23 protein-coding genes and 2 pseudogenes are annotated in these 23,712 nt (G+C 63.3%); 11 read left to right on the forward strand and 14 right to left on the reverse strand.

Translation table 11 applies throughout. The annotated features are described in order from the left end of the window. Positions 1-90 precede the first annotated feature (90 nt). Positions 91-1,443 carry a class II 3-deoxy-7-phosphoheptulonate synthase gene (locus A2U95_RS25475; protein ID WP_166027194.1) on the forward strand — a complete coding sequence of 451 codons (1,353 nt, stop codon included), beginning with the start codon at positions 91-93 and terminating at the stop codon, positions 1,441-1,443. 211 nt (positions 1,444-1,654) lie between these two features. Continuing rightward, the gene (locus A2U95_RS25480) at positions 1,655-1,936 is read left to right on the forward strand and encodes a (2Fe-2S)-binding protein (RefSeq protein ID WP_166027196.1); all 282 of its coding nucleotides are present in this window, start codon (positions 1,655-1,657) and stop codon (positions 1,934-1,936) included. Positions 1,937-2,057: 121 nt separating this feature from the next. Here the strand turns inward: A2U95_RS25480 and bfr are convergent, their stop codons facing one another. Then, entirely contained in the window at positions 2,058-2,555 is a 498-nt protein-coding gene (gene bfr / locus A2U95_RS25485) for a bacterioferritin (RefSeq protein WP_166027198.1), read from the reverse strand. Between the two features lie 200 nt (positions 2,556-2,755). Here bfr and A2U95_RS25490 point away from each other — a divergent pair, with 200 nt between their 5' ends. Further along, positions 2,756-3,388 carry a sulfite oxidase-like oxidoreductase gene (locus tag A2U95_RS25490; protein WP_166027230.1) on the forward strand — a complete coding sequence of 211 codons (633 nt, stop codon included), beginning with the start codon at positions 2,756-2,758 and terminating at the stop codon, positions 3,386-3,388. Positions 3,389-3,403: 15 nt separating this feature from the next. Here the strand turns inward: A2U95_RS25490 and A2U95_RS25495 are convergent, their stop codons facing one another. From A2U95_RS25495 to A2U95_RS33840, 5 genes are all read right to left on the reverse strand, one after another. Beyond that, positions 3,404-4,279, reverse strand: coding sequence for a deoxyribonuclease IV (locus A2U95_RS25495; protein WP_166027200.1), 876 nt, complete (start codon positions 4,277-4,279; stop codon positions 3,404-3,406). Between the two features lie 65 nt (positions 4,280-4,344). Then, positions 4,345-4,506: a hypothetical protein gene (locus tag A2U95_RS32975; RefSeq protein WP_240958110.1), complete on the reverse strand. Its 162-nt coding sequence runs from the start codon at positions 4,504-4,506 to the stop codon at positions 4,345-4,347. 188 nt (positions 4,507-4,694) lie between these two features. Then, positions 4,695-5,195, reverse strand: coding sequence for a hypothetical protein (locus A2U95_RS25505; protein WP_166027204.1), 501 nt, complete (start codon positions 5,193-5,195; stop codon positions 4,695-4,697). A 159-nt stretch (positions 5,196-5,354) separates the two neighbouring features. Beyond that, positions 5,355-6,641, reverse strand: a complete 1,287-nt coding sequence (locus A2U95_RS25510) for a hypothetical protein (protein WP_206283060.1) — start codon at positions 6,639-6,641, stop codon at positions 5,355-5,357. A gap of 297 nt (positions 6,642-6,938) precedes the next feature. After that, a complete protein-coding gene (locus tag A2U95_RS33840; protein WP_420857053.1) occupies positions 6,939-7,289 on the reverse strand; it encodes a transposase in 351 nt (116 codons plus the stop codon). On the opposite strand from A2U95_RS33840, the gene A2U95_RS25520 reads away from it, so the two are divergent. Beyond that, the gene (locus tag A2U95_RS25520; RefSeq protein ID WP_166027206.1) at positions 7,249-8,685 is read left to right on the forward strand and encodes a DNA phosphorothioation-associated putative methyltransferase; all 1,437 of its coding nucleotides are present in this window, start codon (positions 7,249-7,251) and stop codon (positions 8,683-8,685) included. The two genes, A2U95_RS33840 and A2U95_RS25520, sit on opposite strands and share 41 nt — an antisense overlap. Before the next feature lie 9 nt (positions 8,686-8,694). Here the strand turns inward: A2U95_RS25520 and dndA are convergent, their stop codons facing one another. Then, a complete protein-coding gene (gene dndA / locus A2U95_RS25525; protein WP_240958112.1) occupies positions 8,695-9,882 on the reverse strand; it encodes a cysteine desulfurase DndA in 1,188 nt (395 codons plus the stop codon). 207 nt (positions 9,883-10,089) lie between these two features. Between dndA and dndB the strand changes: the two genes are divergently transcribed. Genes dndB through dndE form a run of 4 tightly spaced genes read left to right on the forward strand, consistent with a single transcriptional unit; the run spans position 10,090 to position 15,193 of the window. After that, positions 10,090-11,220, forward strand: a complete 1,131-nt coding sequence (gene dndB / locus A2U95_RS25530) for a DNA sulfur modification protein DndB (RefSeq protein ID WP_166027208.1) — start codon at positions 10,090-10,092, stop codon at positions 11,218-11,220. Further along, complete coding sequence (gene dndC / locus A2U95_RS25535; protein ID WP_166027210.1) at positions 11,217-12,797, forward strand: DNA phosphorothioation system sulfurtransferase DndC; 1,581 nt, start codon at positions 11,217-11,219, stop codon at positions 12,795-12,797. Before dndB ends, dndC begins: the two co-directional genes overlap by 4 nt. Continuing rightward, a complete protein-coding gene (gene dndD, locus A2U95_RS25540) occupies positions 12,784-14,826 on the forward strand; it encodes a DNA sulfur modification protein DndD (protein ID WP_166027212.1) in 2,043 nt (680 codons plus the stop codon). Before dndC ends, dndD begins: the two co-directional genes overlap by 14 nt. Further along, complete coding sequence (gene dndE / locus A2U95_RS25545) at positions 14,816-15,193, forward strand: DNA sulfur modification protein DndE (RefSeq protein ID WP_166027214.1); 378 nt, start codon at positions 14,816-14,818, stop codon at positions 15,191-15,193. Before dndD ends, dndE begins: the two co-directional genes overlap by 11 nt. A gap of 104 nt (positions 15,194-15,297) precedes the next feature. On the opposite strand, the gene A2U95_RS25550 is transcribed toward dndE, so the two are convergent. The 5 genes and pseudogenes from A2U95_RS25550 to A2U95_RS25570 all read right to left on the reverse strand — a co-directional run. Beyond that, on the reverse strand, positions 15,298-15,801 hold the full coding sequence (locus tag A2U95_RS25550; RefSeq protein ID WP_166027216.1) for a DNA phosphorothioation-associated protein 4: 504 nt from the start codon (positions 15,799-15,801) through the stop codon (positions 15,298-15,300). Beyond that, positions 15,798-17,861, reverse strand: a complete 2,064-nt coding sequence (locus tag A2U95_RS25555; protein WP_166027218.1) for an AAA family ATPase — start codon at positions 17,859-17,861, stop codon at positions 15,798-15,800. Before A2U95_RS25555 ends, A2U95_RS25550 begins: the two co-directional genes overlap by 4 nt. Continuing rightward, entirely contained in the window at positions 17,858-18,022 is a 165-nt protein-coding gene (locus A2U95_RS25560; RefSeq protein ID WP_166027220.1) for a hypothetical protein, read from the reverse strand. Before A2U95_RS25560 ends, A2U95_RS25555 begins: the two co-directional genes overlap by 4 nt. Positions 18,023-18,035: 13 nt before the next feature. Further along, entirely contained in the window at positions 18,036-20,075 is a 2,040-nt protein-coding gene (locus A2U95_RS25565; protein WP_166027222.1) for a DEAD/DEAH box helicase family protein, read from the reverse strand. An 806-nt stretch (positions 20,076-20,881) separates the two neighbouring features. Continuing rightward, positions 20,882-20,995 (reverse strand): annotated as a pseudogene (locus A2U95_RS25570) (IS5/IS1182 family transposase); the annotation flags it as partial. Between the two features lie 268 nt (positions 20,996-21,263). On the opposite strand from A2U95_RS25570, the gene A2U95_RS32985 reads away from it, so the two are divergent. The 3 genes and pseudogenes from A2U95_RS32985 to A2U95_RS33445 all read left to right on the forward strand — a co-directional run bounded on the left by A2U95_RS32985 (position 21,264) and on the right by A2U95_RS33445 (position 22,356). Next, on the forward strand, positions 21,264-21,623 hold the full coding sequence (locus A2U95_RS32985) for a transposase family protein (protein ID WP_240958115.1): 360 nt from the start codon (positions 21,264-21,266) through the stop codon (positions 21,621-21,623). Between the two features lie 8 nt (positions 21,624-21,631). Then, positions 21,632-21,775, forward strand: a pseudogene (locus A2U95_RS33440) (ISAs1 family transposase); the annotation flags it as partial. A 245-nt stretch (positions 21,776-22,020) separates the two neighbouring features. Further along, positions 22,021-22,356 carry a transposase gene (locus A2U95_RS33445; protein ID WP_277350986.1) on the forward strand — a complete coding sequence of 112 codons (336 nt, stop codon included), beginning with the start codon at positions 22,021-22,023 and terminating at the stop codon, positions 22,354-22,356. A gap of 226 nt (positions 22,357-22,582) precedes the next feature. On the opposite strand, the gene A2U95_RS25580 is transcribed toward A2U95_RS33445, so the two are convergent. After that, positions 22,583-22,771: a DUF397 domain-containing protein gene (locus A2U95_RS25580; RefSeq protein ID WP_166027224.1), complete on the reverse strand. Its 189-nt coding sequence runs from the start codon at positions 22,769-22,771 to the stop codon at positions 22,583-22,585. After that, positions 22,768-23,625 (reverse strand): helix-turn-helix domain-containing protein, encoded by an 858-nt coding sequence (locus tag A2U95_RS25585; RefSeq protein ID WP_240958116.1) that lies wholly within the window; start codon positions 23,623-23,625, stop codon positions 22,768-22,770. The genes A2U95_RS25580 and A2U95_RS25585 overlap by 4 nt, the downstream gene beginning before the upstream one ends. Between the last annotated feature and the right edge of the window lie 87 nt (positions 23,626-23,712).

Below are 23,712 nucleotides of genomic sequence, written 5' to 3' on the forward strand. Positions count from 1 at the left end.
GTGGCGGCGGGTGTACGGGGTCCGGATGGTCCGTCCCACACTTTGGGCTTTTCATCCGGTCCGAGGAAGGCACCCCTTACGCTTGCTGGCGTGACCGTGAACCTTGAGAGCCCCGCCGCCTTCGTGCCGACCTGGAGTGACCTGCCCGCTGCCCAGCAGCCGGAGTATCCCGACCAGGACGCCCTGCGCAAGGTCGTCACGGAGCTTGCGAGCTACCCGCCCCTGGTCTTCGCCGGTGAGTGCGACCAGCTGAAGGCCCGGATGGCGGCCGTCGCCAAGGGGGACGCGTTCCTGCTCCAGGGCGGCGACTGCGCGGAGTCGTTCGACGGCGTGGGCGCCGAACAGATCCGCGCGAAGCTGAAGACGCTGCTCCAGATGGGCGCCGTCCTCACCTACGCCGCCTCCGTGCCGGTGGTGAAGGTCGGCCGCATCGCCGGGCAGTACTCCAAGCCGCGCTCCAAGCCGACGGAGACCCGCGACGGGGTGACCCTGCCGGTGTACCGCGGCGACTCGGTGAACGGCTTCGAGTTCACCGAGGAGTCCCGGATCCCCGACCCGGAGCGGCTGAAGCGGATGTACCACGCCTCCGCCTCCACGCTGAACCTGGTGCGCGCCTTCACCACCGGCGGCTACGCCGACCTGCGGCAGGTGCACGCCTGGAACCAGGACTTCGTGAGGTCGTCCCCGTCCGGCCAGCGCTACGAGCAGCTCGCCCGGGAGATCGACAACGCCCTGAACTTCATGCACGCCTGCGGCACGGACCCCGAGGAGTTCAAGACCGTCGAGTTCTACGCCTCCCACGAGGCGCTGCTGCTCGACTACGAGACCGCCCTCACCCGGGTGGACTCCCGCACCGGCAAGCTCTACGACGTCTCCGGGCACATGGTCTGGATCGGCGAGCGGACCCGGCAGATGGACCACGCGCACATCGAGTTCGCCTCGAAGGTCCAGAACCCGATCGGCATCAAGCTCGGCCCCACCACCACCGCGGAGGACGCGCTCCAGTACATCGAGCGCCTCGACCCGGACCGCGAGCCGGGCCGGCTGACCTTCATCGTCCGGATGGGCGCCGACAAGGTCCGCGACAAGCTCCCCGAGCTGGTGGAGAAGGTCACCGCCTCCGGCGCGACGGTCGCCTGGGTGACCGACCCGATGCACGGCAACACCTTCGAGGCGGCCTCCGGCCACAAGACCCGCCGCTTCGACGACGTGCTCGACGAGGTCAAGGGCTTCTTCGAGGTCCACAAGGAGCTCGGCACCCACCCCGGCGGCATCCACGTGGAGCTGACCGGCGACGACGTCACCGAGTGCGTGGGCGGCGGCGACGAGATCTTCGTCGACGACCTGCACCAGCGCTACGAGACCGCCTGCGACCCGCGGCTCAACCGCAGCCAGTCGCTGGACCTGGCGTTCCTGGTGGCGGAGATGTACCGCTCGCAGTGACCTTGACCTGCTGAGGCGGGTGCCGGGCACGGCCCGGGGACGGACCTGGGGGCGAACCCGGGGATGGGGCGCGGATCACAGGGATCCGCGCCCCGTCCGTCTTTCCGGGCACCGCCGGGTGGGTTAGGTTAGGTTTGCCTCACCAAACGGAACCCGCGGTTCCGGAAGAGGCCTGTTCGAGCGGGCGGACCCAGGACCGGGGTGAACCTTCGTGTACGTGTGCAGCTGCTTCGGCGTGACCGAGGAGCAGGTGAGGCGCCACGCGGAGGCCGGTGCGTGCACCCCCCGGCAGGTCGCCTCCGCCTGCAAGGCCGGCACCGACTGCGGCGGCTGCGTCCGGCGGATCCAGGCCATCCTCGGCCGGGGCGCCTGCCCCCGCCGCGAACTGATCGACCAGGGCCGCCCCGCCGAGGCGCTGGTCCTCCCCGCCGACGGCGCCCAGCCCGTGCCCGGCCCCTCCGCGGCCCCACGCGCCTACCCCGAGGCCGCCTGAGCGCTCCCGGGCGCCCGCCTGGCTCTCCCCGGGTGCCCGCCCGGAGGCGTGCCGTCCAGAGGCGTGCCCGCAATTCCCTGCCACGGCATGCGTTTGCGGGCACACCGGCCACGGAGAGCGCTCAGCCCACCTGCTGGGAGTCCGGCTGGGTCTGCTCGATCACCGTCGAGATGTACAGCGACTCGCCCAGCTTCTCGATCAGCTCCAGCTGGGTGTCCAGGTAGTCGATGTGGTGCTCCTCGTCGGCGAGGATCGCCTCGAAGATGTTGGCCGAGGTGATGTCGTTCTTCGCCCGCATCACCTCGACGCCGCGCCGCAGCCGGTCGATCGCCTCCACCTCCACCTGCTTGTCCGCCTCGAACATCTCGGTGAGGCTCTGCCCCACGCGGACGTGGAAGAGCCGCTGGTAGTTCGGCAGGCCGTCCAGCATCAGGATGCGCTCGGTGAGCACCTCCGCGTGCCGCATCTCGTCGAAGGACTCCGCGCGGGTGTACCGGGCCAGCTTGGTCCAGCCCTTGTGGTCCTGGATCTTGGAGTGCAGGAAGTACTGGTTGATCGCCGTCAGCTCGGCGGTCAGCTGCTCGTTGAGGAACTCGATGACCTCGGGGTCGCCCTGCATGCGGCGGGTCCTTCCAGGCGTGGATCGGATGCGACGGGTGCTGCGCCGCGTGACTGCTGCTGCGCCCGCATGATGACAACCAGCCGTCGCCGCGTCCAGTAAGTTCACACTTACCCGCCTTGTTCCTTTTCTCCCCTCGCTCGGCCGAGGCGGTTCCTCCGGCTCGCGGAGGGTCTGTCAGGATGGGTGACATGGGTGACATGGGTCAGCCGGAGGAACACGCGTCCGGGGAAGCGGCACAGCCGGGACTTCCCCCCGGACAGCGCCTGCAGCGCGGCTGGCCGGTGACCCACTACGGGCCGGTGCCACGGTTCCGGCCGGAGCGGTGGGAGTTCCAGGTCTTCGGCGCCACCGCCGACGGCCGCAAGCACTCCTGGAACCACACCGAGTTCGGCGCCCTGCCGCGCAGCACGGTCGTCGCCGACCTGCACTGCGTCACCCGGTTCAGCATGCTGGGCGCCGAGTGGAGCGGCGTGCCCGCCCGGTTCGTCCTGGAGGCCGTGCCGCCCGCGCCGGACGTCACCCACGTGATGGTCTGGGCCGAGTACGGCTACAGCTCCAACATGCGGCTGTCGGACTTCGCCGCCGAGCACACCATCTTCGCCACCCACAAGGACGGCGAGCTCCTCACCGCCGAGCACGGCTTCCCGCTGCGGCTGATCGTGCCCCACCTGTACGCCTGGAAGGGCCCCAAGTGGGTCCGCGCCGTCGAGTACATGACGGCGGACCGGCGCGGCTTCTGGGAGGAGCGGGGCTACCACAACGTCGGGGACCCCTGGACGGAGCAGCGTTACTCCTACCAGGAGCAGCCGGGCGAAGGGCCCGACCTGTAGGGCTGTAGGGCTGCCTTACGGTTGCTGCTGCTCCCGCAGCTTCTTCAGCCGCTCCACATCGGCCGCATGGCCCTCCTTGCCGCCGGGCGTCTCGATCACCAGCGGCACGCCCTCGGTGGCCGGGTGGCGCAGCAGCTCCCGGAACGGGTCCTCGCCGATGTGACCCTCGCCGATGTTGGCGTGCCGGTCCTTGTGCGCGCCGACGACGTCCTTGGAGTCATTGGCGTGGATCAGCTTCAGCCGGCCCGGGCCGACCGTCGCCACCAGCTCGTCGAGCGTCTGCCGCATGCCGTGCGGGCCGGTCAGGTCGTGCCCGGCGGCGAAGATGTGGCAGGTGTCCAGGCAGATCCCCAGCTTGGGGTGGGAGTCCAGGGCCTCGAAGTACGGCCCGAAGTCCTCGGCGCGGGAGCAGAGCGAGAAGCCCTGCCCGGCGGTCGACTCGATCAGCAGGAACGGGTCGTCGTCGTGGGTCAGCTCCTCCAGCAGCGGCAGCATGTGCTCCCGGACCTGCTTCAGCGCGACCGACCGCTCCCGGCCGCCGGTGGCGCTGCCGGTGTGCACCACGACGCCGAGGGCGCCGATCTCACGGCCCCGGCGCAGGGAGTGCCGCAGCGAGTCCACGGAGCGCTCCACGGTGGCCTCGGTGTGCGAGCCGAAGTTGATCAGGTACGGGGCGTGCACGTAGGCCGGTATCGCCTCCCGCGCGCAGGCCTCGCGGAACGCCTCGTCCTGGGCCGGGTTCCCGGTGGGCGTGGCCCAGCCGCGGGGGTTCGCGACGAAGACCTGCACGGTCTCGGCGCCGAGCTCACGGGCGTAGGAGAGGCCGACGGTGCTGAGGCCGCCGGCGACGGGAACGTGCCCGCCGACGGGGTTGCGGAGCGAGAGGTTCACCCATCCAGGGTGCCATGGCGGCGGCCGCGCCCATCCGGTCGCCCCTGTTCCTGTGGCCCTCCTGCTCAGTCCGTCGCCCTGGGATGGCCGATCCCGGCGTAGGTGATCCAGCAGGTGCGGTGTTCATCGTCGATGAGGTACCAGATGCGCCCCGAGCCCGTGATCTCGTACTGCCATTGCTCGAGCGCCACACCCTTGAAGCGCACCGTGGCCAGATCCCGCTTCAAGCGGTGATGGCGTGTGGTGGCAGGCCGCGCACGCGGCTCGGTGGTGAGTACGTACCAGACGGTACGAGCGTTGCCGGGCGCTTGCTTGCACAGGATTTCCCAGCCGGCGGCAGCATCGTTGTTCTCGAAGCGTAGAGCCCACTCCGCGCTGCTGGGCGGCGGTGCTGCTCGGTCCCCCCGACGTGGACTCACCGTGCGTCTTCCGAGCCCGCTTCAGGTTCCGACGGAAAGGTCACCGGGCCCGCGTCGCCGCCCCGATCGCGAGTCAGTTCCGACAACAGGTGGGGGTCGGCGTAGATCTCTGCGGTATGCCGCCACTCGGCAAGAACCTGGGCCACCGGTGCCACGGTGTCCAGGCCCCGGCTGGCGACGGCCACATCCGTCAGTTCCTCGAGCATCTCGGTGTCCGAGCCTTCCGGCAGAAAGCGCAGCCAAGGCAGCACGCGGGGCAGGGCACGCCTTATGGCCGACGTGCCGCCCTCGTCGTCCCGCAGCATCTCGGCGAGAAGTGTGGCGGTGAAGTCCACCACCTCGGCCTCACCGTTCAGCCGGTCGGCGCGCATCAGGACGAGGTCATCGGCGTCCCGCCGCCGCAAACGCACCGCCCGCACCGAGCGAAGCCGCTCGGCCGTGTCGGCTGGGCTGCGCAACAACTCGGTGAAGGCCACCTCAGGCATCGGAGCGTTCATACATCAACGGTAGTGTTGATGTCGCGTGGCGTCCAGTCTGTCCCGTTCACCCCTTGTCGGGTCACCTCGACCACAACGTGCCCTGACGGGGTTGCGTTGCGGTAAAACCGGCCAGGGGCCGACGGCGGCCGCCATGCCTTTGCTGCTGTCCCCGTGCCGTCAGACCGCCCCCGCGGGCCGCAGGAGGCTGAGCCGTTCGCGCCAGCCGAGGCTGGTGAGCCGGCCGGGGACCTGACTGGGGGCCTGGCCGTCCGGGTGGCCGCTGCGGGGAGCGGGCACGAACACCACCGGCATGGTCACGCCCGTGGGCGCCGGCGTAACCCCCTCGCGGAGGCAGCGCTCGCAGAGCATCTCGTCACCGCGTGGCCGGAAGACGGTGACGTAGTCGTGATCGCCCCTGCACTCCCGCAGCTCGCCTGCGGGCGGCGGCGGGGGAGCTGCGGAAGCGCCGGGCGCGTCGGGCGCGGTGTGGTCGTCGGCGGCGCGGCTCCGCGCCGTCCGCACGGGCGGGACCTCCCGCAGCAGGTACCGCACCAGCCCGCCGGGCCGCCGCACGACGGAGCCGTCCGCGGGCATCCCGCGCAGCAGATGCGCGCGGACGTCCCCGACGCTGTGCCCCGCCTCCAGCCACCGCAGCACCAGCCCGGTCAGCTCCTGCCTTATGGCCACGGGGACGCCGTACAGGTCCGGCGTCAGCCGGGGGAGAGCACGGACGAACTCCCGGGCCTCCTGCTGCAGCCCTGGGGCGGCTTCAGGCTCCGGCTCCGCCCGGGGCTGAGCCTGCGGCTGAGGCTCGGCCTGCACCTCGGGCTCGTGCACGTCGGGTACCGCGTGAAGTTCTGGCTCCGGCTCCGGCACGGGCGCTTGCTTGGCCGTCGCCCACGAACCGCCCGCCCCGGCCGGATGGTTGGAGATCTTCTCCACAGGGTCTTCTTCGGATGGATAACCGCCGGTCCGCCGACCACCCGGCCCACCGACGGCCGGTACGCCGTCACTCGGACCAGCCTGCGGAAACACCCGCGTGACCCCCTTCCGCCCCACCGGCATCCGCCCGAAGATCTCGCCGGCCTCCGCCGCGCTCAACGGTTCGCCCGACACGATCTGCTGCGTGAACCACAGTCCCCCCGGCCCTTGCAGCCGCCGCTCGTGCAGAAACCCTTCCTCGATCAACTCCCGCTTCGCCCGCTGGAACGCCACCGCCCCGATCCGGCAGCGTTTCGCCGTCTCGGACAGCAACTGCCCCGCGTCGGCCGGCAGCGACAGCTGCCACGTCAGAATCCGGTGCGCGTCGGAACCGAGCCGCGGATGCCGGATGATCTCGTTCGAGAAGGGCGTGTACGCGCGCGAGGGCGCGATAAAGTGCCGGTAAATCACAGGTGGACGCCTATCCACTCGTGGTCCAGGCCCTCGCGCACGGCTCGCTACCGCTCGCGGGGGCCGCTCCATGCGCGCGCCAACCCTCGGCACGCCGGAGCACGTTGTCGACGCGAACGTACCGCACAGAAGGTATCCGACCGCACGCGTGGAGTGATAAATCCCCCTGGAGGGGTGACGCTATCCCCGCTCGGCACAGAACGACACTCAACTGAGCTTCGGCTTCCCGCTTGATTTATGTCCTCATGCCCCACGGATCACGCCGAGTTCGTAGCTGTCCCGCGCACCACGGTTTTTCGCCGACCTGCACTGCGTCTGGTCTGGTAGTCGATGTGGGTGAGCGCAGCGGTCTTCAACTGTCGGATCTCATCACGGTGGTGGGCCCGGGTGCGCTCGATTGATCCAGGCGGACGTCACGCCAGGGAGGCGGCGGACCCGGTTATGTAGCCCGGGGTGGTTCCGCTCGACGACGGCCAAGTAGTGCGCTCCTCGTTGGTGCAGGTAGGTAGCGTGGTCGTGCTGGGCGTGCAGGGCGTCGGCGGTGATGACGGCGCCGGTGATGTCGATGCTGTCCAGAAGTGGAGCGAAGGCGGAGATCTTGTTGCTCTTGCCGCCGATCTGTCGTTGGGCGAGGACGATAGCCTGCAACGGTCTCAGCAAACCTCTTGTGCGAGAAGCCATGACACAGACTTGGAACAGCGATCGCCGCCGCACGGCCATCGGCCGAACGGCCCTGTCCGTGCCGGCGCGGCAGGCATTGGCTGACGGCCAACTCGCTCCGGACCGGACTGTGCTCGACTACGGCTGCGGCCGAGGTGATGACGTCCGGGCCCTGCAGAGACTTGACTGCAGGGTGGTCGGTTGGGATCCGTACTACAGGTCGGGTACGAAGCTCGAGCCCTCCTCGGTTGTGCTCCTCACCTACGTGCTGAACGTCATCGAGGATCAGGCCGAGCGGCGGCAAATCCTGCTGAGAGCCTGGGAACTTGCTACTACCGTACTGATCGTCTCCGCTCGCCTCACCTGGGAGAAATCCAAGGTGCGCGGCGAATCCTTCAATGACGGCCTGCTGACCAGCCGGCAAACCTTCCAGCACCTCTTCGGGGCGAGCGAGCTGCGCTCCTACGTCGAGCAGGTCACCGGCGGCAGAGTCGTATCAGCCGCGCCCGGCATCGTGTACGCGTTCAAAGACGACAAGGCGCGTCTGAGCTATCTCGCGAGGCGCATCGTTCCCGATGCGGAGTGGCTCGCGTCAGAGGACACCGCATCCGCAATCGCGTCTCTCGTAGTCTATGTGGAGCTACGTGGACGGCCTCCCAAGATCGAGGAGATGCCACGAGCCACCGCCGAACTCCTTGCCCACCTGAAGCCGAACGAGCTGAGGCGTCTTGTCCGCGACTCCGCCGACGCGCAGAAGATCGCGGACAGCGCGAAGCGCTCGACCCTCAATACCCTCCTGTACTTGGCCGTGGAGCTCTTCAACGGCCGCGGGCCCTTCAGCAGTCTGCCGGTGAGCGTGCAGGTGGACGTCCGGGCGTTCTTCACCTCGTATAAGGAAGCCTGCCAACGCGCGGATCGCCTCCTGCTGAAGCTGCGGGACGACGGATACGTCCGAGGAGCGATGAACGCGTCCCGGGCAGGCAAGCTCACTCCGACAGCCCTCTACGTGCATCGGCGAGCCGTGGACAGCATGCCCACGGTTCTGCGCCTCTATGAGCACTGTGCGTCAATCGCTGCAGGACGCCCTGCGGCGTGGACGGTCGCCAAGCTGAAGCACCAGGGTCGAGCCGTCTCCTGGCTCAACTACCCGAGCTTCGACACGGAACCGCACCCTCGCATCGAGTCCTCGTACATGGTCGATCTCCAGACACTGGAGACCTCGCATACGTCCTACGCCAACTCCACCAACCGTCCCCTGCTGCATCGGAAGCACGAGTTCTTGGCGCCCGAAGATCCGGACGTAGAACGTTACCGCCGGCTCACGGCCTCGGAGGCCAAGGCGGGGCTGTACGAGCACCCGCACCTCATCGGCACCGAGAACGGTTGGGAGGCAGAGCTGATCAGGTGCGGCCGGCAGCTCCGTGGCCACCGCCTGATCCGCCGCACTATGGGATAGCGCCTCCAATCACAAATCTTCGGCCTGAATCTCCGCGATCGTCTTGGCAAGTTGCTCGGCGTCGAAGTTGGCAGCCTCGCTGGGGAACCACGAGAAGCGCAGCCCGTTCGTAGCCACTTCCTTCGGCAGCCCCATTGCGGCGAGTACGTGACTTGGCGTGTATGAAGCGCTCGTGCAAGCTGATCCTGCCGCGACTGCCACCTGATCCTTCAACCGAAGGATCAGCCTCTCAGCGTCTTGGCCCTCGAAGGAAACGTTGAGGATGTGCGGCACAGAATGGGCAGGATCCCCGTTGATTCGGAAACGGGTGCGGCCAAGCGCTGCGAGGAACTCCTCTCTCATTGCCCTGACTTGCCGTTGCCAGCTCGCATGCTCAGCATGGAAGATCTTCGCCGCTTCCGAAAGCCCCATGATCAGAGGAACGGGCAACGTTCCAGGACGGAGCTTTCGCTCCTGCCCACCGCCGAACATGATCGGTGCCAGCGGTACCTTGTTCCAGCCTCGCCGGCGGATCAGGAGTGCACCCACGCCCTTCGGTGCCCCAATCTTATGGCCGCTGATGCTGATCATGTCGATGGGCGCCCTCAGATCTTGCTGTACCTTCGCGTATCCCTGAGCAGCGTCCACATGCAGATATGTCTGCGTCTTCCGTAGTTCCTCCGCCAGTTCCGCTACGGGTTGGATGACACCCGTCTCGTTGTTCACGTGCATCAAGGAGACGAGGAGTGTGTCGGGACGCAGCCTCTCCAGCACAGCCTCCTTGGAGACCCGTCCCGAAGGGCCAGGCTCCAGGAACTCCACCTCGAACCCGCGGCTTTGGAGATGGAGCAGGGGTTCGATGACCGCCTTATGCTCAACGGCGGATGTGATGATGTGCCGTCTCCCCGACTCTTCGCCGTGCGCTGCGAGCCCGAGTAGGGCGATGTTGTTGGACTCAGTCGCCCCGCTTGTGAAGATCAACTCTTTCGCCTCGGCTCCGACGGTGCTGGCGAGGAACTCCCGGGCTTCCTGCACCGCCCTCTTCGCCCGCAGACCGTACTCGTGGGTCCGGCTTCCCGCATTGCCGAAATCTTCCGTCATCCAATGGAGCACCACGTCCGCCACCCGAGCGTCGACGCGAGTCGTTGCTGCCACATCCAGGTACGCCACCACAGCGATCCACCAGCCTTGCTGATCCTCAGCGAACTTGTACGTCAAGTCGTTAACGTACACCTGTTAGCGGGCGCCGACGATGCGCGCTCAGCGGGTGTCAACACCGACACGGCAAGACACCTTCCCTGGGGATGCCGGACATGATCCCCCTCCGCTCGACAGCTTATGTACGTCAAGCCTTAGCCCGGTACACGCATGCCATCCATGGGATGTACGTTAAGTCACTGACGTACTTGCGCTAGAGTTACCGAAGTGCAGACCCAAGCAGCGGCCAAGATCGTCAGCCCCAGGACCTCCGCCGGCTTCGAGTACACGTTCCCTGCCATCCGCGGCATCCAGGCGGGACGCGAGTTCTATGTCTCGATGTGCCCCCTGCGTCTGATCCCGAGGATCTTCCACCTCGATGAGGACGAGCTCACCCCTGAGATGCGCGCCCAGCGTGTCCTCAACAAGGGGCGGCTCCCTGCTCTGGCGAAGTACATCTTGGACAATCCCGATGATTACGTCTTCAGTGCGCTCACGGCATCAGTTGACGGAGGCATGGACTTCGAGGGGCATGCCGCAGAGGGGCCCGGCATGCGTACGGGGCAGCTTCGCATCCCCATGGATGCCAAGTTCCTGATCAACGATGGACAGCATCGGCGCGCCGCTATCGAACAGGCGCTGAAGGAGAACCCTCATCTGGGAGACGAGACCATCGCGGTGGTCTTCTTCCACGATGCGGGGCTCGCCCGGAGCCAGCAGATGTTCGCCGACCTTAACCGCCATGCCGTCCGCCCGGCCCGCTCCATCGGCGTCCTGTACGACCACCGCGACGAGGAGGCCAAGCTCGCCCGGCTCCTGTCGCTGCGGTCGTACGTCTTTAAGGGGTACGTCGAGATGGAGAAGAGCAACCTCTCCGCCAGGTCACGCAAGATGTTCACGCTTAGTGCCCTTTACTACGGCAGCCAGGCCCTGCTCCAGGGCCTCGACTTGAAGCCGGAAGAGGCAACCAAGCTCGCTCAGACGTACTGGGAGGCCATCGACGTGGCCATCCCTGAATGGAAGATGGTGAGAGCGCGGGAGCTGTCCGCTTCAGAGATGCGGCGAGACTATATCCATAGTCATGGAATCGCATTGCATGCTCTGGGACGCATCGGAAATTCACTCTTTCGTGAATCAACGAGTGCGGTGAAATGGAAGAAGCGATTGACCGCACTAAAAACAGTGGACTGGGCGCGCTCAAATACTGACTGGGAAGGACGAGCGATCGTCGGCGGGCGTGTTTCAAAAAGTCATCAAAATGTAACCCTCACCGTAAATTATCTTCGTCATCATCTCGGCCTCAGTCTTAGCCCTGAAGAGCAGCGAGTTGAAGACGCATATCTGCGAGGCGACGCATGACCATCCCTCTTCCTCTGTCCATTACACCAGTGCGACGTAAACCCTTTGACGGGCGGTCTCTCGCTGAGGTGATTGGGGAGCTGACCGCCGAGATCCGCGAGCTCTACACGGCGGACGAAGTTCCCTGGGTGATTGGTTATAGCGGCGGCAAGGACTCTACGGCTGTCCTCCAGTTGGTCTGGCTCGCCTTGCAGGCGCTGCCGACTGAGCAGCGCACCAAGCCTGTGCACGTCATCAGCACAGACACTTTGGTCGAGAACCCCGTTGTCGCGGCATGGGTGACTCAGTCCCTTGAAACGATGCGGGCCGCGGCAAAGGAGCAAGGCCTGCCGGTCGAACCCCACCGACTGACGCCCAAGATAAAAGACACTTTCTGGGTCAACCTCATTGGCAGAGGTTACCCGGCGCCCCGTCCCAAGTTTCGATGGTGCACTGAGCGGTTGAAAATCAAGCCGTCGAATAACTTCATTCGGGAAGTCGTTGCTGAGCATGGCGAGGCGATCCTGGTTCTTGGTATCCGTAAGGCTGAGAGTCAAGCTCGTGCGCGTGCCATGGAGAAGCACGAGAAACGCCGAGTCCGAGAGCGACTCTCCCCGAACGCCAACCTGCCCAACTCGCTGGTATATAGCCCTGTTGAGGACTGGACCAACGACGAGGTGTGGGATTTCCTGATGCAGCAGCCCAACCCCTGGGGCTACTCCAACAAGGATCTCCTCACGATGTACCAGGGCGCTTCCAGTGACGGCGAGTGTCCGCTGGTGGTCGACTCAACAACACCGTCCTGTGGTTCTAGCCGATTCGGTTGCTGGACCTGCACGCTCGTTGAGCAGGACAAGTCGATGTCCGCGATGATCCAGAATGACGAGGAGAAGGACTGGATGGAGCCCCTCCTCGAACTGCGGAACGATCTTGATGCCCCGTTCGGGTACATCGAGGACGAGGACGACCCGGAGCTTCCCCCGGGTAAGAAGGTTCCATACCCGCGCCCCGATAAGCCGGCCCGGGACTTCCGTCGCATGAATGGCAAGATTCAGCTCTTCAACGACGAGGCCATCCACGGACCGTACCGTCAGGATTTCCGAGAAAAGTGGGTGCGCAAGCTCCTCTCCGCTCAGACCTGGATCCGCGCCAACGCTCCGGAGCACGTGAAAAATATCGAGCTGATTACGCTCGACGAGCTCCACGAGATCCGTCGACTCTGGGTCTTTGAGAAGCACGAAGTAGAGGATTCGCTACCCCGGATCTATAAGGAGGAAACGGGGGAAGACTTTCCCGGAGATCCGCTCGACAACTTGCTTGTCATGGGTGCCGATGAAATGAAGATCCTCGAAGAGGTTTGCGAGGGCGACGACATTCACTTCGCCATGGTCCGTGAACTCCTCTCAGTCGAACGTCGCTACCGCACCATGACTCGACGAGCGGGTCTTTTCAAAGCCCTTGAGGACACCATCTCGAGGGGTTACTACGCCGACCACGATGATGCTGTCGAGTTCGCCAGGCGTAAGCAGCAACTCCGTGACAGTACGCCTACCTACATGACTCTGGACGAAGAGACCATCACCGATGCTCCTGCATAAGATCACCCTTGAAGAGTTCGGGGCCTACAGCGGGAAGCAGTCCCTCGATCTGCTGACCAAGAAGGATCGTCCGATCGTCCTGATCGGTGGGCTCAACGGTTGTGGCAAAACAACTCTGCTTGACGCCATTCAGCTCGTTCTGTACGGGCCGCGAGCCCGTTGCAGCGGCCGTGGAAACCGCGCTTACGACACCTATCTACGGGAAAGTATCAACCGAAAGGCGGACCCTTCCCGAGGCGCTGCAATCACCGTCGAGTTCACGGTTCCAGTCGAGGGACATGAGCACTACTACAAAGTCGTACGTAGCTGGCGAACTAGCGGGAAATCCGTCAAAGAATTTCTCAACGTCTTTGTCGACGACACCTACGGTGAGCGCGTTAAGTCCAGCCGTCGTGCAGTAAAGCCAGAATTCAAGATCAGCCCAGCGCTGAGCGAGAACTGGGCGGATCATATCGAAGATCTGTTGCCACTTGAAGTTGCTTCCCTGTTCTTCTTTGACGGCGAAAAGATCGAATCCCTCGCTGACCCAGAGCGTGCCGCCTCTGTGATCGAGTCCGCGGTCCAATCACTCCTTGGCGTCAGTACAGTCGAGCAGCTTCGTGCTGACCTCCTCGCGCTTCAGCGGCGGCAGCGCCTCTCGGGTGAGGATCAAGAAGTACTGGAGAAAATCCGGAACCAAGAGCGTGAGTTTGAGTCCGCGGACCGGGACGTCGAAGTCGCGAACCAGGAACTGTCCGGGCTGCGTAATCAGTACTCCAAGGCCAAGAAAGATCTTGCTGCAGTCGAAACTGCCTTCAGACAGGAGGGGGGAGTCCTCTTCGAGCGCCGCAAGGAGTTGGAGAGTGAGCGGGACCGTGTATCCCAGCAGCTGGCCGATACCAGAGCCGCTCTGGTGAATGTCGCTGCAGGCCCGCTTCCTCTCCTGATGCTTGGCAAGCAGCTCGACGAAGTGCGTGCGCAGGCAGAACGCGAGCAGGATGCTGCTCAAGCTAACCAAGTATTGGGAGTGCTGGAGCAACGCGATCAGTGGATCCTCGAACTTCTGGGTGATGAGGTGCCCACGCAAGCGCGGGATGCGGTACTGAAGCAGCTGGACGCGGATCGTAAGAAGCGGGCGGAGACTGCCGAGCTCGAGGTCAACTTCGGCCTCCCGCAAAACGCGCTCTCTCAGCTATCGGCGCTCGACCAGGCTCTCCTGAGCGATACTGCTCGTGCCCAGGAACTCCTCCGAGCAGCAGCTGAAGCCGCTGAGCACCTGCATCAGTTGGAGCGTCAGCTTGAAGGTGTGCCGGCCAAGAGCAAGGTGGCTGCACTCCAGACAGCACGGAGCGAGCATCTGGATGCTCTTGCCGTCGCTCGAGCCGCAGTCGAGCGTGCTGAGGGGCGGGTCGCCGAGCTCAGGCGCCGACGAGCAAACATCAGTGATGCCCTGGAGCGTAGCCACCAGGAGCGCGTGAAGACCTTGATCAGGGTTGAGGAAGTCCAGCGTGTCATCACCTACTCCGAGAAGGCGCGAGAAACCCTGGAGCGTTTTGGCGGGGCACTACTCAAGCGTCACATCAGCCGCCTCGAAGTTGCTGTAAAGCAGAGCTTCAACGAGCTGATGCGAAAGAATGGGCTCGTCCAGGGCCTCCGCATCGACACGGACAAATTCACGCTCTCCCTATCGGATCCCGAGGGTGAGCCCATCGACCCGATCCGCCTCAGCGCCGGCGAGCGGCAGCTACTTGCCGTCTCCCTTCTGTGGGGGCTCGTGAAAGTCGCGGGCAACCGGCTGCCAAGCGTCATCGACACTCCGCTCGGCCGGCTCGACAGCCGCCACCGTGAGCACCTCGTTGAGCGCTACTTCCCGAACGCCAGTCACCAGGTGCTGCTGCTCTCCACCGACGAGGAAATTGACGAGCACCTGCTCGGGCGACTTAAAAAATCGATCGCGCACACCTACACCCTGGTCCACGACGACACTACATTCACCACCACCGTCAAGGCTGGTTACTGGTGGAATGCAGGAGAGCAGCATGTCGCTTGATACGGTCCGGCTCTCGCAGCCGGCACGCGACCGACTCGTGCGGTTGAAGCGCAACACAGGTATTACTCAGTGGAACGTCCTATGTCGGTGGGCTCTGACACTGTCACTCAAGGACCCTTCTACTCCGCTCGTCAAGGACATCGTCACTGACTCCAATGTCGAAATGACGTGGAAGACCTTTGCCGGTCAATACGGCGACCTCTACCTGGCCTTGCTCAAGGAACGCTGTCTGACCGATGGCCAGGAGCCCACTGACGAAGCTGTCGCCAAGACACTGATCGTCCATCTGCACCGAGGCATCGGCTATCTCGGCGGAAGTAAGGACATGCAGACCATCGAGGGAATGGTGTCTGCGGTCGCAGCTTGACCCGTGGGCACCCGGGGCGTGGGGGTGGTGATACGGGGGAAGCCCCCACGCCCACGTTGTCGGGCGTCTTGCGCCAAGCGGTGTCTGGTGCTTCCTGCGCGCTCTTATGACCAATCAGGGCGAGGCGAAATCATCTTGCGAATGTCGCTCGGTACTTTGCTCGTCCTATCCCTATCAGCGACGCACGCATCCCTCACCAAGTCGATCAGGGTTTCAGCGACGGGTGATCTACTTGTATTGAGTTCTCCCTGCAAGATTGCTAGTCCACCGTTTGCGTATTCCTCGAAGATCCGGACCCTGTCGAGTGCCCTGCTGTCACTGAGGATCTCGGTGTCACCGGGAGAAACCATTACGGCCAGCGATTCGATGAACGCCTCAGCCGTGGCCATCTTCTTGAAGACATCGAATCTGATGGGTTCGCCATGCGCCTTAAGCGGGACTCTTCCATCATCCCCTCGAGACCACCCCAACGCAGCTGCGAAGAGAAGAACTTCGGCCATGGATGCGAAGATGCCGTCGTGCTCAGCCAAGAGTTGCTGGATGAGGGTTTCTTTGTCCTTTGGCCTGCGAACACGCAACTCGCCCGGCAGGGCAACCTCAGTTGTCACGCCTCTACCTCCATAAGAACGGCACCATCAAATGAGGAATTTACGACCTGATACGGGCAGTCAGTTCCATTCACGTTGATCGCCTCAGTCACTTCCTCGACGTCTGACTTACGGGTGTGGGTTGTGATCACGTATTGGCGGCCGATAGCCGGCGCTAGACGCTCCTCGGCTGCCCCTTCAGCCTGGGCCTTACTCGTGAGAACGACAACCTGCGAAGCCATCTTGGGCAAGAAGTCTGCAACTCTACGACGGTAGTCGGTGTCCATATTGCCGAACGCGGCGTCCAACACAACTGGAAAGTCGCTCATGTCACTCATCGCATGAGTGTCTTGCTCTGCCACTATGCGACACTCCTCGGCCAAGGCGGCTACGAAGGACAGTGACAGCAACATGTTCTCACCCGTTGACTTTGGCGCGCGTCGCCTCTTGTCTCCGACGCCAGTCCACAGCTGTAGTTCGAACTCCGAAGTGAGTTCCGGCACGTAGTCCTTGACAGAAGACTTTTCGAAGACCTTTCGGACCCTACTGTCAAGGCTCCTGCGAGTTCGTTCCGAGATGAGGTCGCGGGTCTTAGCGAGCGCTTCTTCGGCCTCTCGAACGACGGCGATTCGCTGCTGAACTCGCCTGTTGGCAGCGTTCTTTACCTCGAGCCTCTCAACCAGCGCCGACTTCTGCTTCAGGAGCGAATCCAGTTCCGAGATGCGCTCCTGAACCACGCCGAGTCGCTTGGTCTTCGCCTCGATTTCAGAGAGCAGTCGGTCTCGGGTTGCCTCGAGTTTTGCGGGGTCCTCACCGGGGGCTTTCTTGATCTTCGAAGAGATTTCCTCGATGCGAGCCCGGTGTTCCTGGAGGGTCTTCCTGCACCTGGCGATCTGGACGTCCAGCTTTTCAAGCTCCTCTATCGCGGACTTCCGCTGCTCAGCCAGACCCCCCATCGCTCCCTCCAACATCATCCAGGATCGTTCCTCAGCGAGTCCGGCACGCTCAAGCCAATTCTGAATCTTCTGTCGTTGCGGACTTCCCTCCGCGAGGTGAGTTCCACAGATGCATTCCGCTTCGCGGAGCAGGTCCTCCACAAAGGTTCGCTTCAGTGGGGCAGGCAGTTGTCCCTGCTCCCGGAGAGTCTTACAGACGGATGTGATTTTCTCCGGCATGCCAGAAAGAAAGACCATGTAGCCGCGCTGACGTACGAGTTGGTTTCGAGACTGCAACAGCTCCTTTAGGAGAGCATCCGAGTCATCGCGTAGGCGCTCGAACTGCGCTCGATCCTTCTGTAGCTCTGCGACCCCTTCCAACGAGCGCAGGCGCTCATTCACACTATCCAACTCGGTCTTGAAATGGGGGATCTCGGACTTCAGCAGATCGAGTTCATCCTTCGCCTCCTCCTGCTGATTTTCAAGGTCATCTATTTCTTTGTTGACCTTGTCGATCGAGATGTCGCCGGTCTCCTCCGACTTCAACTTGTGCCGGATTTGGTTTCGAGCCTTGGGGAGGTGCTTCAGGGCCCTCTCGAGAGGCTCAATCCCCACCACAGTCTTGATTGCCGACTGAATCTCTGAATACGCTTCAGGTTTAGCGAGCTGTTCGATTCGTTCTCCGTTGATGAAGAAGAACCCGCTGAGCCGACTCGGAAGGATCTTTTCGATTGCCCCGGAAGGGTTCATGATTTTGTGTGAAACGCCGTCCTGGTCGGTCACGCGGACGTTAAACTCAACCTTGCCGAGTTCCTGGGCCAACCCTCGCTTGATAGCGGACTGTTCCCTTGTTACGCGGTACATTTTTCCGTCGTGATCGAAGACCACAGTGACGGATACGGTGAGTTTTTCGCCGGCGCTGGCAGCAGACCAAGCCTCCAGGTTGATCAGCGTCTCTGGATCTTCGAGGTCAGGACTTAGCTTCCCGTAAAGAGCCCAAGTGAATGCGTTGAGGAGAGTCGTCTTACCGCCACCGTTCGTGCCGTAGATCAGCGTGACGTTCTTACCAGCGAGAGTTGTGAAAATCGCCTTCTGCTTGCCTACATAGTTGCGAAAATTCGTGAGCTCGATCTCGCTGATCTTCACTTAATGATCCCTTCAATCTTTGCTACGATCTTCTCTACGATGCCTTCAGGCTTGTTGTAGTGGAGATTTTCACGCTCCACCCTGAGGACATCATTCAAGAGCTCCTGTGCCTCATCGCTCAGGTTCTCCCAGATCTTTTCGATCTCTTTGTCCTCTTCCATGATTCTCCCTCTTCTATAGGTCCATCAGATCGTAGTGTTCGCGAAGCTCGCGAAGGCAAGACAGGGCGTAGCCTTGATTCTCTGCATACCGGGCAAACTCAACGCATCTTTCAAGCTCGCGGCGGAAAAGATTCCTTTCAACCTCGAACAATTCGCTTGACCCTGGCGGGACGGCAACAAAATCGATGATGTCCGCTCGTTTCTTTCCGTTTGCCTTACGAAGAACCCGGCCTCTGCGTTGAATGAATTGTCGAGGATTGCTACTGCTGGCAAGCATGTAAGCGACCCGTGCCTCAGGGATGTCTACTCCCTCATCCAAGCAGCGCATCGATGCCAGTACACGGATCCCCTTCCCCGAAGTGAAATCAGAGAGGATTTCCCGACGGACTCGGGGATTTTCCCTATTCGTGTATGGATGCGTTGGGATCCCTAGCTCTGCTCCAGCAAGTGTCACGGCCTCGTCTAGCTGCCGGATTCCAGAGATTCCCATTTGAGTGGGACGTTCTCCTTCTGCGCAGTAGATGAGCTGAAAGGGCTCTTCTCTACGCTGAGCCAAGGCCTCCCGTAGTGCGGGGATCTTTCCTTCCGCGTGTCCTAGCACGTTTGCTCGCTTACGTAGGAGCTGTGCAAGACGTTCTTCAGATTCCATGTCATTGGACGCTCGGGCGTACAGCCGGCCGATGTCCTTTGTTAGCTTGTTGTACAGATCAGCTTCTTCGTCTCCGAGGGGCACCAGAACCGGATAATATCTGTATGGAGTCAGAGCCTTTAGGCGAATTGCGTCTTCAATCCCAAGCTCGATCAAGATTTCCCCGAAGTAATTAATAAGAGCTCGGGTTCCCTCTGGATCCAGATGGCGGTCAGGGGTGGCTGACAGCCCCAATCGGAATGTGGCATTCTCTGGGAGCTGACTTTGAAGCTTCTCGGATCCGAGATTATGTACCTCATCTGCTATTAGGAGGACTGGTGTTTCCGTTTTAGCGAGTAGCTGCTGGAATCGTGGGGTGGCGAAAGTATCGTTGGTAACCACTACGGCAAGGTGCTGAGCAGCGCCGTTCCTCATGGACGCAAGAGTGTCACGCAACGGAGGTTCCCATTTTTGCCACGAATCTCGGCACTGAATGGGTGTTACTCCGAAGCGCCGAAGCTCTCCTGTCCACTGGTCAGCGAGGGTAAGTAGAGGAACGGTGATGACGGTCACCATAGGGCTCCCTATAGCCCTCAACTGGCGCCCGAGCTGATCGGCAACGCTGAGTCCAGTGATGGTTTTGCCAGTCCCAGTGGCCATCTGGAAAATTCCGCGACCGCGCGCCTTGAGGCATGCTGTAACGGCTTCCATTTGGTAATCATGAAGTTCGATGTTCCCTGGCAGGGTTGGCCAACCGGTGGAGATGCTGCCGGCAGAGGGTCTCAATTGTCCGCGGTTTCTGGCTATTTCAATCAGTTTGTCGCGGGCTGCTGCCGGAAAGTCCAGCACTTCAAGGTAGGGTGTCCTACCTGCCCATAGTTCGTTGAAATCTTGCTGGACGTCTGTTGCGCGTCGAGAGTCCTCTTTTTTCCAGGAACAGAAGACATGGATCGACTCAAAATTGTCCAAGAAAGCCGATGCTGTTTCGTTCAGAGAACCTGTGAAAGCTACGAAGTCGCCATGGCCATCGCTAATGATGCCGATCTTTTCATGGTAAATGCCGGTGCCGCGGCTTGATCGCATGACTGCGATCTTCACATCCAGTTGCCCCTGGGCGATGAGACGTCCGACTCGCCCGAGGTTGTCGAGTGTCTCGGCTGAGAGTAGCGAGATCGCTTCGACTTCTCTAACGATGGAACGCTCTACGATGCGGCGAAACTCATACCCGCGATGAATGTCTTCGATGTCATCTTGGCGCAGGTTTGGGCTGGCAACGAGGCGTATCTTTCCGCCTGCGCGCTCGAACTCGTCAATTCCTTCTGCGGCCACCGCCAAAGAACCGCTCGTGAAGTAGCCCACTGCACGGTCGTAGCGACGCCCAACTCTCAAGCAAGGAATGTAGAAATCTTCTACAACGTTATTCAAGCTGTTACGGTACCTCCCAGCCAGAGGAAGGATACGTAGCTCACTCATCTAACACCCCTTCGCCCGCGAATGGCTGCCAGGAAGCCTTGTGCCGTGAGAGGCGCCGCTTCTTCTTTTGCGGGGTGATGGCTGCTCAGAAGATCTTCGTCCTCGATTGGCAAGTGTTCGTGTACGGCGGGCGAGGTGAGGGCTACAAGCAGTCCGGCCAGGACTTCCTCAACGCTCCGCGGGCCACAATTCTGCAGTGCAAGTAGTTGTGAGATCGAACGCTCCAGCAACGTCCGACTGTTCCACAAACCGTGGGTGGTGAGGACGCGGCGTGCGCGCACGGAGGAACAGTGTGGGCGCACATCGGAAGAAGGGGGAGTATCGATGCCGAGGAAGGTGGCCAGTTTCTCATTGCTTCCCGCCGCAACCGCGACCAACTGCCGAGCAAGGGCGAGTGCTGAAGACTCTCGAGCCTGCAGTGTGCTGGCGCGGGCAATAACGGCGAGTGGCGATGCGGCAGATCCTTCGTATCGCCCCACGCCCTGCCCCCTTCACCGCCAGTCTCCTGGCTACCCCTCGCGCGCAGCACGTGGCTGCTGGGCCCGCCCCCTGCTCGGAACCCGCCTTCATCGTAACGGCTTGTGAGCCGTTCCGCTGAGCAGCGCTTTTCAGTGGACAACTGATCGTCTTCATGGAAGATGATTGGAGGTTTTGCTCGCTGTCGGGTTGTCACCTACTTCAGCGGGTTGATCGCCGGTGCATCGGTGCTGGCACGACACAGTGGTGCTGGTCTTCATCGTCCCTGAGCGTTTCCATCCTCAGTCTGAGCTGGCCAGATGCAGGCAGAGGACGGCTTGGACGAGGCCGGTAATGCGGGTGGTCGAGCAACGGATCTTGCAGAGGAGTCGCCAGGATTTGAGGGTGGCGACGGCCCAGGGTCTTTGAGAAGTGGCGAGGTGGGCGGTTCGCCTGCTGAGCGCTGGATGTGACAGCTTGTCGACTTCTGCTGGGCAGGCCCCTGGACGCAGAACAGGCATGGCCGCCGGTGATCATGTGGGTGTCGAGTCCGTATGAGCACCGAGCGAGTCCATGCCTGCGCGCCCATCTTCCCGCATGCCCTCATGCCTCCGGCAACTGGGGGACACCTCTGGCCCCGTCCCGCCCGAAATGGTTGCTGACCTGCGGAGTCATCTGACCGCAGTGCCTGACCCGCGATCCCGTCGCGGCATCCGTCACCCGTGGACGGCCCTGCTCACCGCCGCGGCCGCCGCCGTTCTGGCCGGCGCCGCCTCCATCACGGCGATCGGGGAATGGGTCGCCGACGCCCCCCAGCGCGTCCTGGCCCTGCTCGGGTTCCGGCCCGACCCGCTGACCGGCCTCATCCGGCCGCCCCACGCCACGACCATCCGTCTCGTCCTGGCCGCCGCGGACGGCGACGCCCTCGACCGCGCCATCGGCGGCTTCCTCCAGGAACGCCGGACCTCGGGCCCGGGACGACGGGTCATCGCCGTCGACGGCAAGACACTCCGCGGCTCCCGCACCGCCCGGCCGCCGCCCTGATCGCCGCGATGACCCACAGCGGCCAGGTCCTCGCCCAACGCCAGATCGACGGCAAGAGCAACGAGATCCCCGCGTTCGCCCCGCTCCTGGACGACATCGAGCTCACCGGCGTGGTTGTCACCGCGGACGCCCTGCACACCCAGCACGATCACGCCGCCTACCTGCACGAACGCGGAGCCCACTACCTGGCCGTAGTGAAGCGGAACCACCCCGCCCTACACGCGAAGGTCCGGCACCTGCCCTGGCGGGACATCCACCTGGACCACTACGAACGCGGACGCGGCCACCACCGCGACGAGATCCCCCCCAAGCTCTTCGAGCAGGGGATACCCCATGTCTCAAGACGGCCGCGTTCGCCCACCTCGACTACCCTCACGCCCGCCAGGCCCTCCAAGTCGTGCGCTGGAGAAGGGACCTGGGCACGGACAAGCTGTCGATCGAGCGGATCTACCTGGTCACGAGCCTGCCGCCCGGCGCGGCCACCGGCAGCGAACTCGCCGCCTGGATCCGCGGCCACTGGCGCATCGAGAACCAGCTCCACCACGTCCGCGACCGCACCTTTCACGAGGACGCCTCGAAGGTCCGCACCCGTCACCTGCCCCGCGTCATGGCCGGCCTGCGCAACCTCGCCATCGGCGTCCACCGCCAGGACGGCCACACCAACATCGCAGCAGCCCTCCGCCACACCGCCCGGGACCACCTACGGGCCCTCACCGCCCTCGGCCTGGCATGACGAACCCGGACACAAGATCACTTCTCAAAGACCCTGCGCCTCGGTCACCGCTCACCCTGTAGTTCTTTCGGCGAAGCGGACGGCCGGGCGCGGACCGCCGTTGCCTGGGTCTCACGCCACGCAAAGCAGTCCGCGATTGCCGTCGTCGCGGCCCCGACACCCGCCCTAGGCGGAAGTACTACTGTCGTGTCCGGCAGCCCGTTGCCGGACAGAAAACTCACCTCATTTAGGCCTCGGCCGCGAACCCCACGAACCGCATCCACCCTTCGCTGCCGATGGCGAAGTGGGGGCGCGTTACGTCCTTGGAGTCCCGCACGCACACGCCTTGTTCGCTGACGGCGACCTCCACGCAGTCGTCACCCTGACTGCCGCTGTAGCTGGACTTGAACCACGCCAGTTCCGACTTCGCGCTCATAGCTCTCCTCGGAGTCGCTCCAGCAGACCCCGTGAATCCTTGGCGTTCAAGGCCTGCGAGCGCAGTGTGTCATAGCGCTGGCAGAGGAGGCTCACCTCTTTCACGTCGGAGATCAGCCGGCCGTTCTGCTGCCCCTCGGAGTATCCGTACCGCTGCCCGCTGGGGGTTTCCAAGAGTCGCATCGGGCCGTCAAGACAGGCGTGCAACCCAGCCTCCACCGGCACCACTTGCAGTGTGATGTTGCGCGGCGAGCTCAGCTCAAGGACATGGTCGAGTATCTGCCGCATCTGGTCCGGGTTCCCGAAGCGGCGCCGGAAGACGTGCTCTTCGACGATGAAGCTGAATGGTGTCGTCGGCCGCTCGAACAGCATCCGCTGCCGTTCCATCCGCCGAGCCATGAAGCTCTCCATCAAGCTGTCTGGCGCTACCGGCACGGTGCCCTCGAACACCGCCCGCGCGTACCCCTCCGACTGCAGCAGCCCCGGCACCAGCCGACACTCGTACGTGCACAGGCTCACCGCCTCACGCTCCAGGCGGGCCCACTGCCGGAACCAGGCGGCCAGGCCGACATCGCCACGGCCTCGCGTCACATGCTTTGACGCCTTGCGCAGTGCGCCCGTGTTGCCCAACGCCTCCTCGGAGCGCTCCACCAGGGCGACGTCGGGCATCCTCCGGCCCAACTCCACGGACTCCACCGTGTGCTTGGAGAAGTTCACCATGTCGGCGAACTCGGCTCTGCTGTAGCCGGCGTGCTCGCGAAGGGCCTGCATCACCGCGCCGAACGTCCGCAGGCTGTCGGAGGGATCGGGCTCCCGTGCCGTCTCACTGCACGACGGGTTCTCCTCGTCGATCACATAGCCGTCAGTGAGCTTCTTCAGCGTTGCCGCTCCAGGGTGAGGACCGCCTTGGCGATTGACGTCATGCGGTTCGGACTGCATCGG

This window comes from Streptomyces chilikensis, from assembly GCF_001642695.1.
In the GTDB taxonomy this organism is placed as follows: domain Bacteria; phylum Actinomycetota; class Actinomycetes; order Streptomycetales; family Streptomycetaceae; genus Streptomyces; species Streptomyces chilikensis.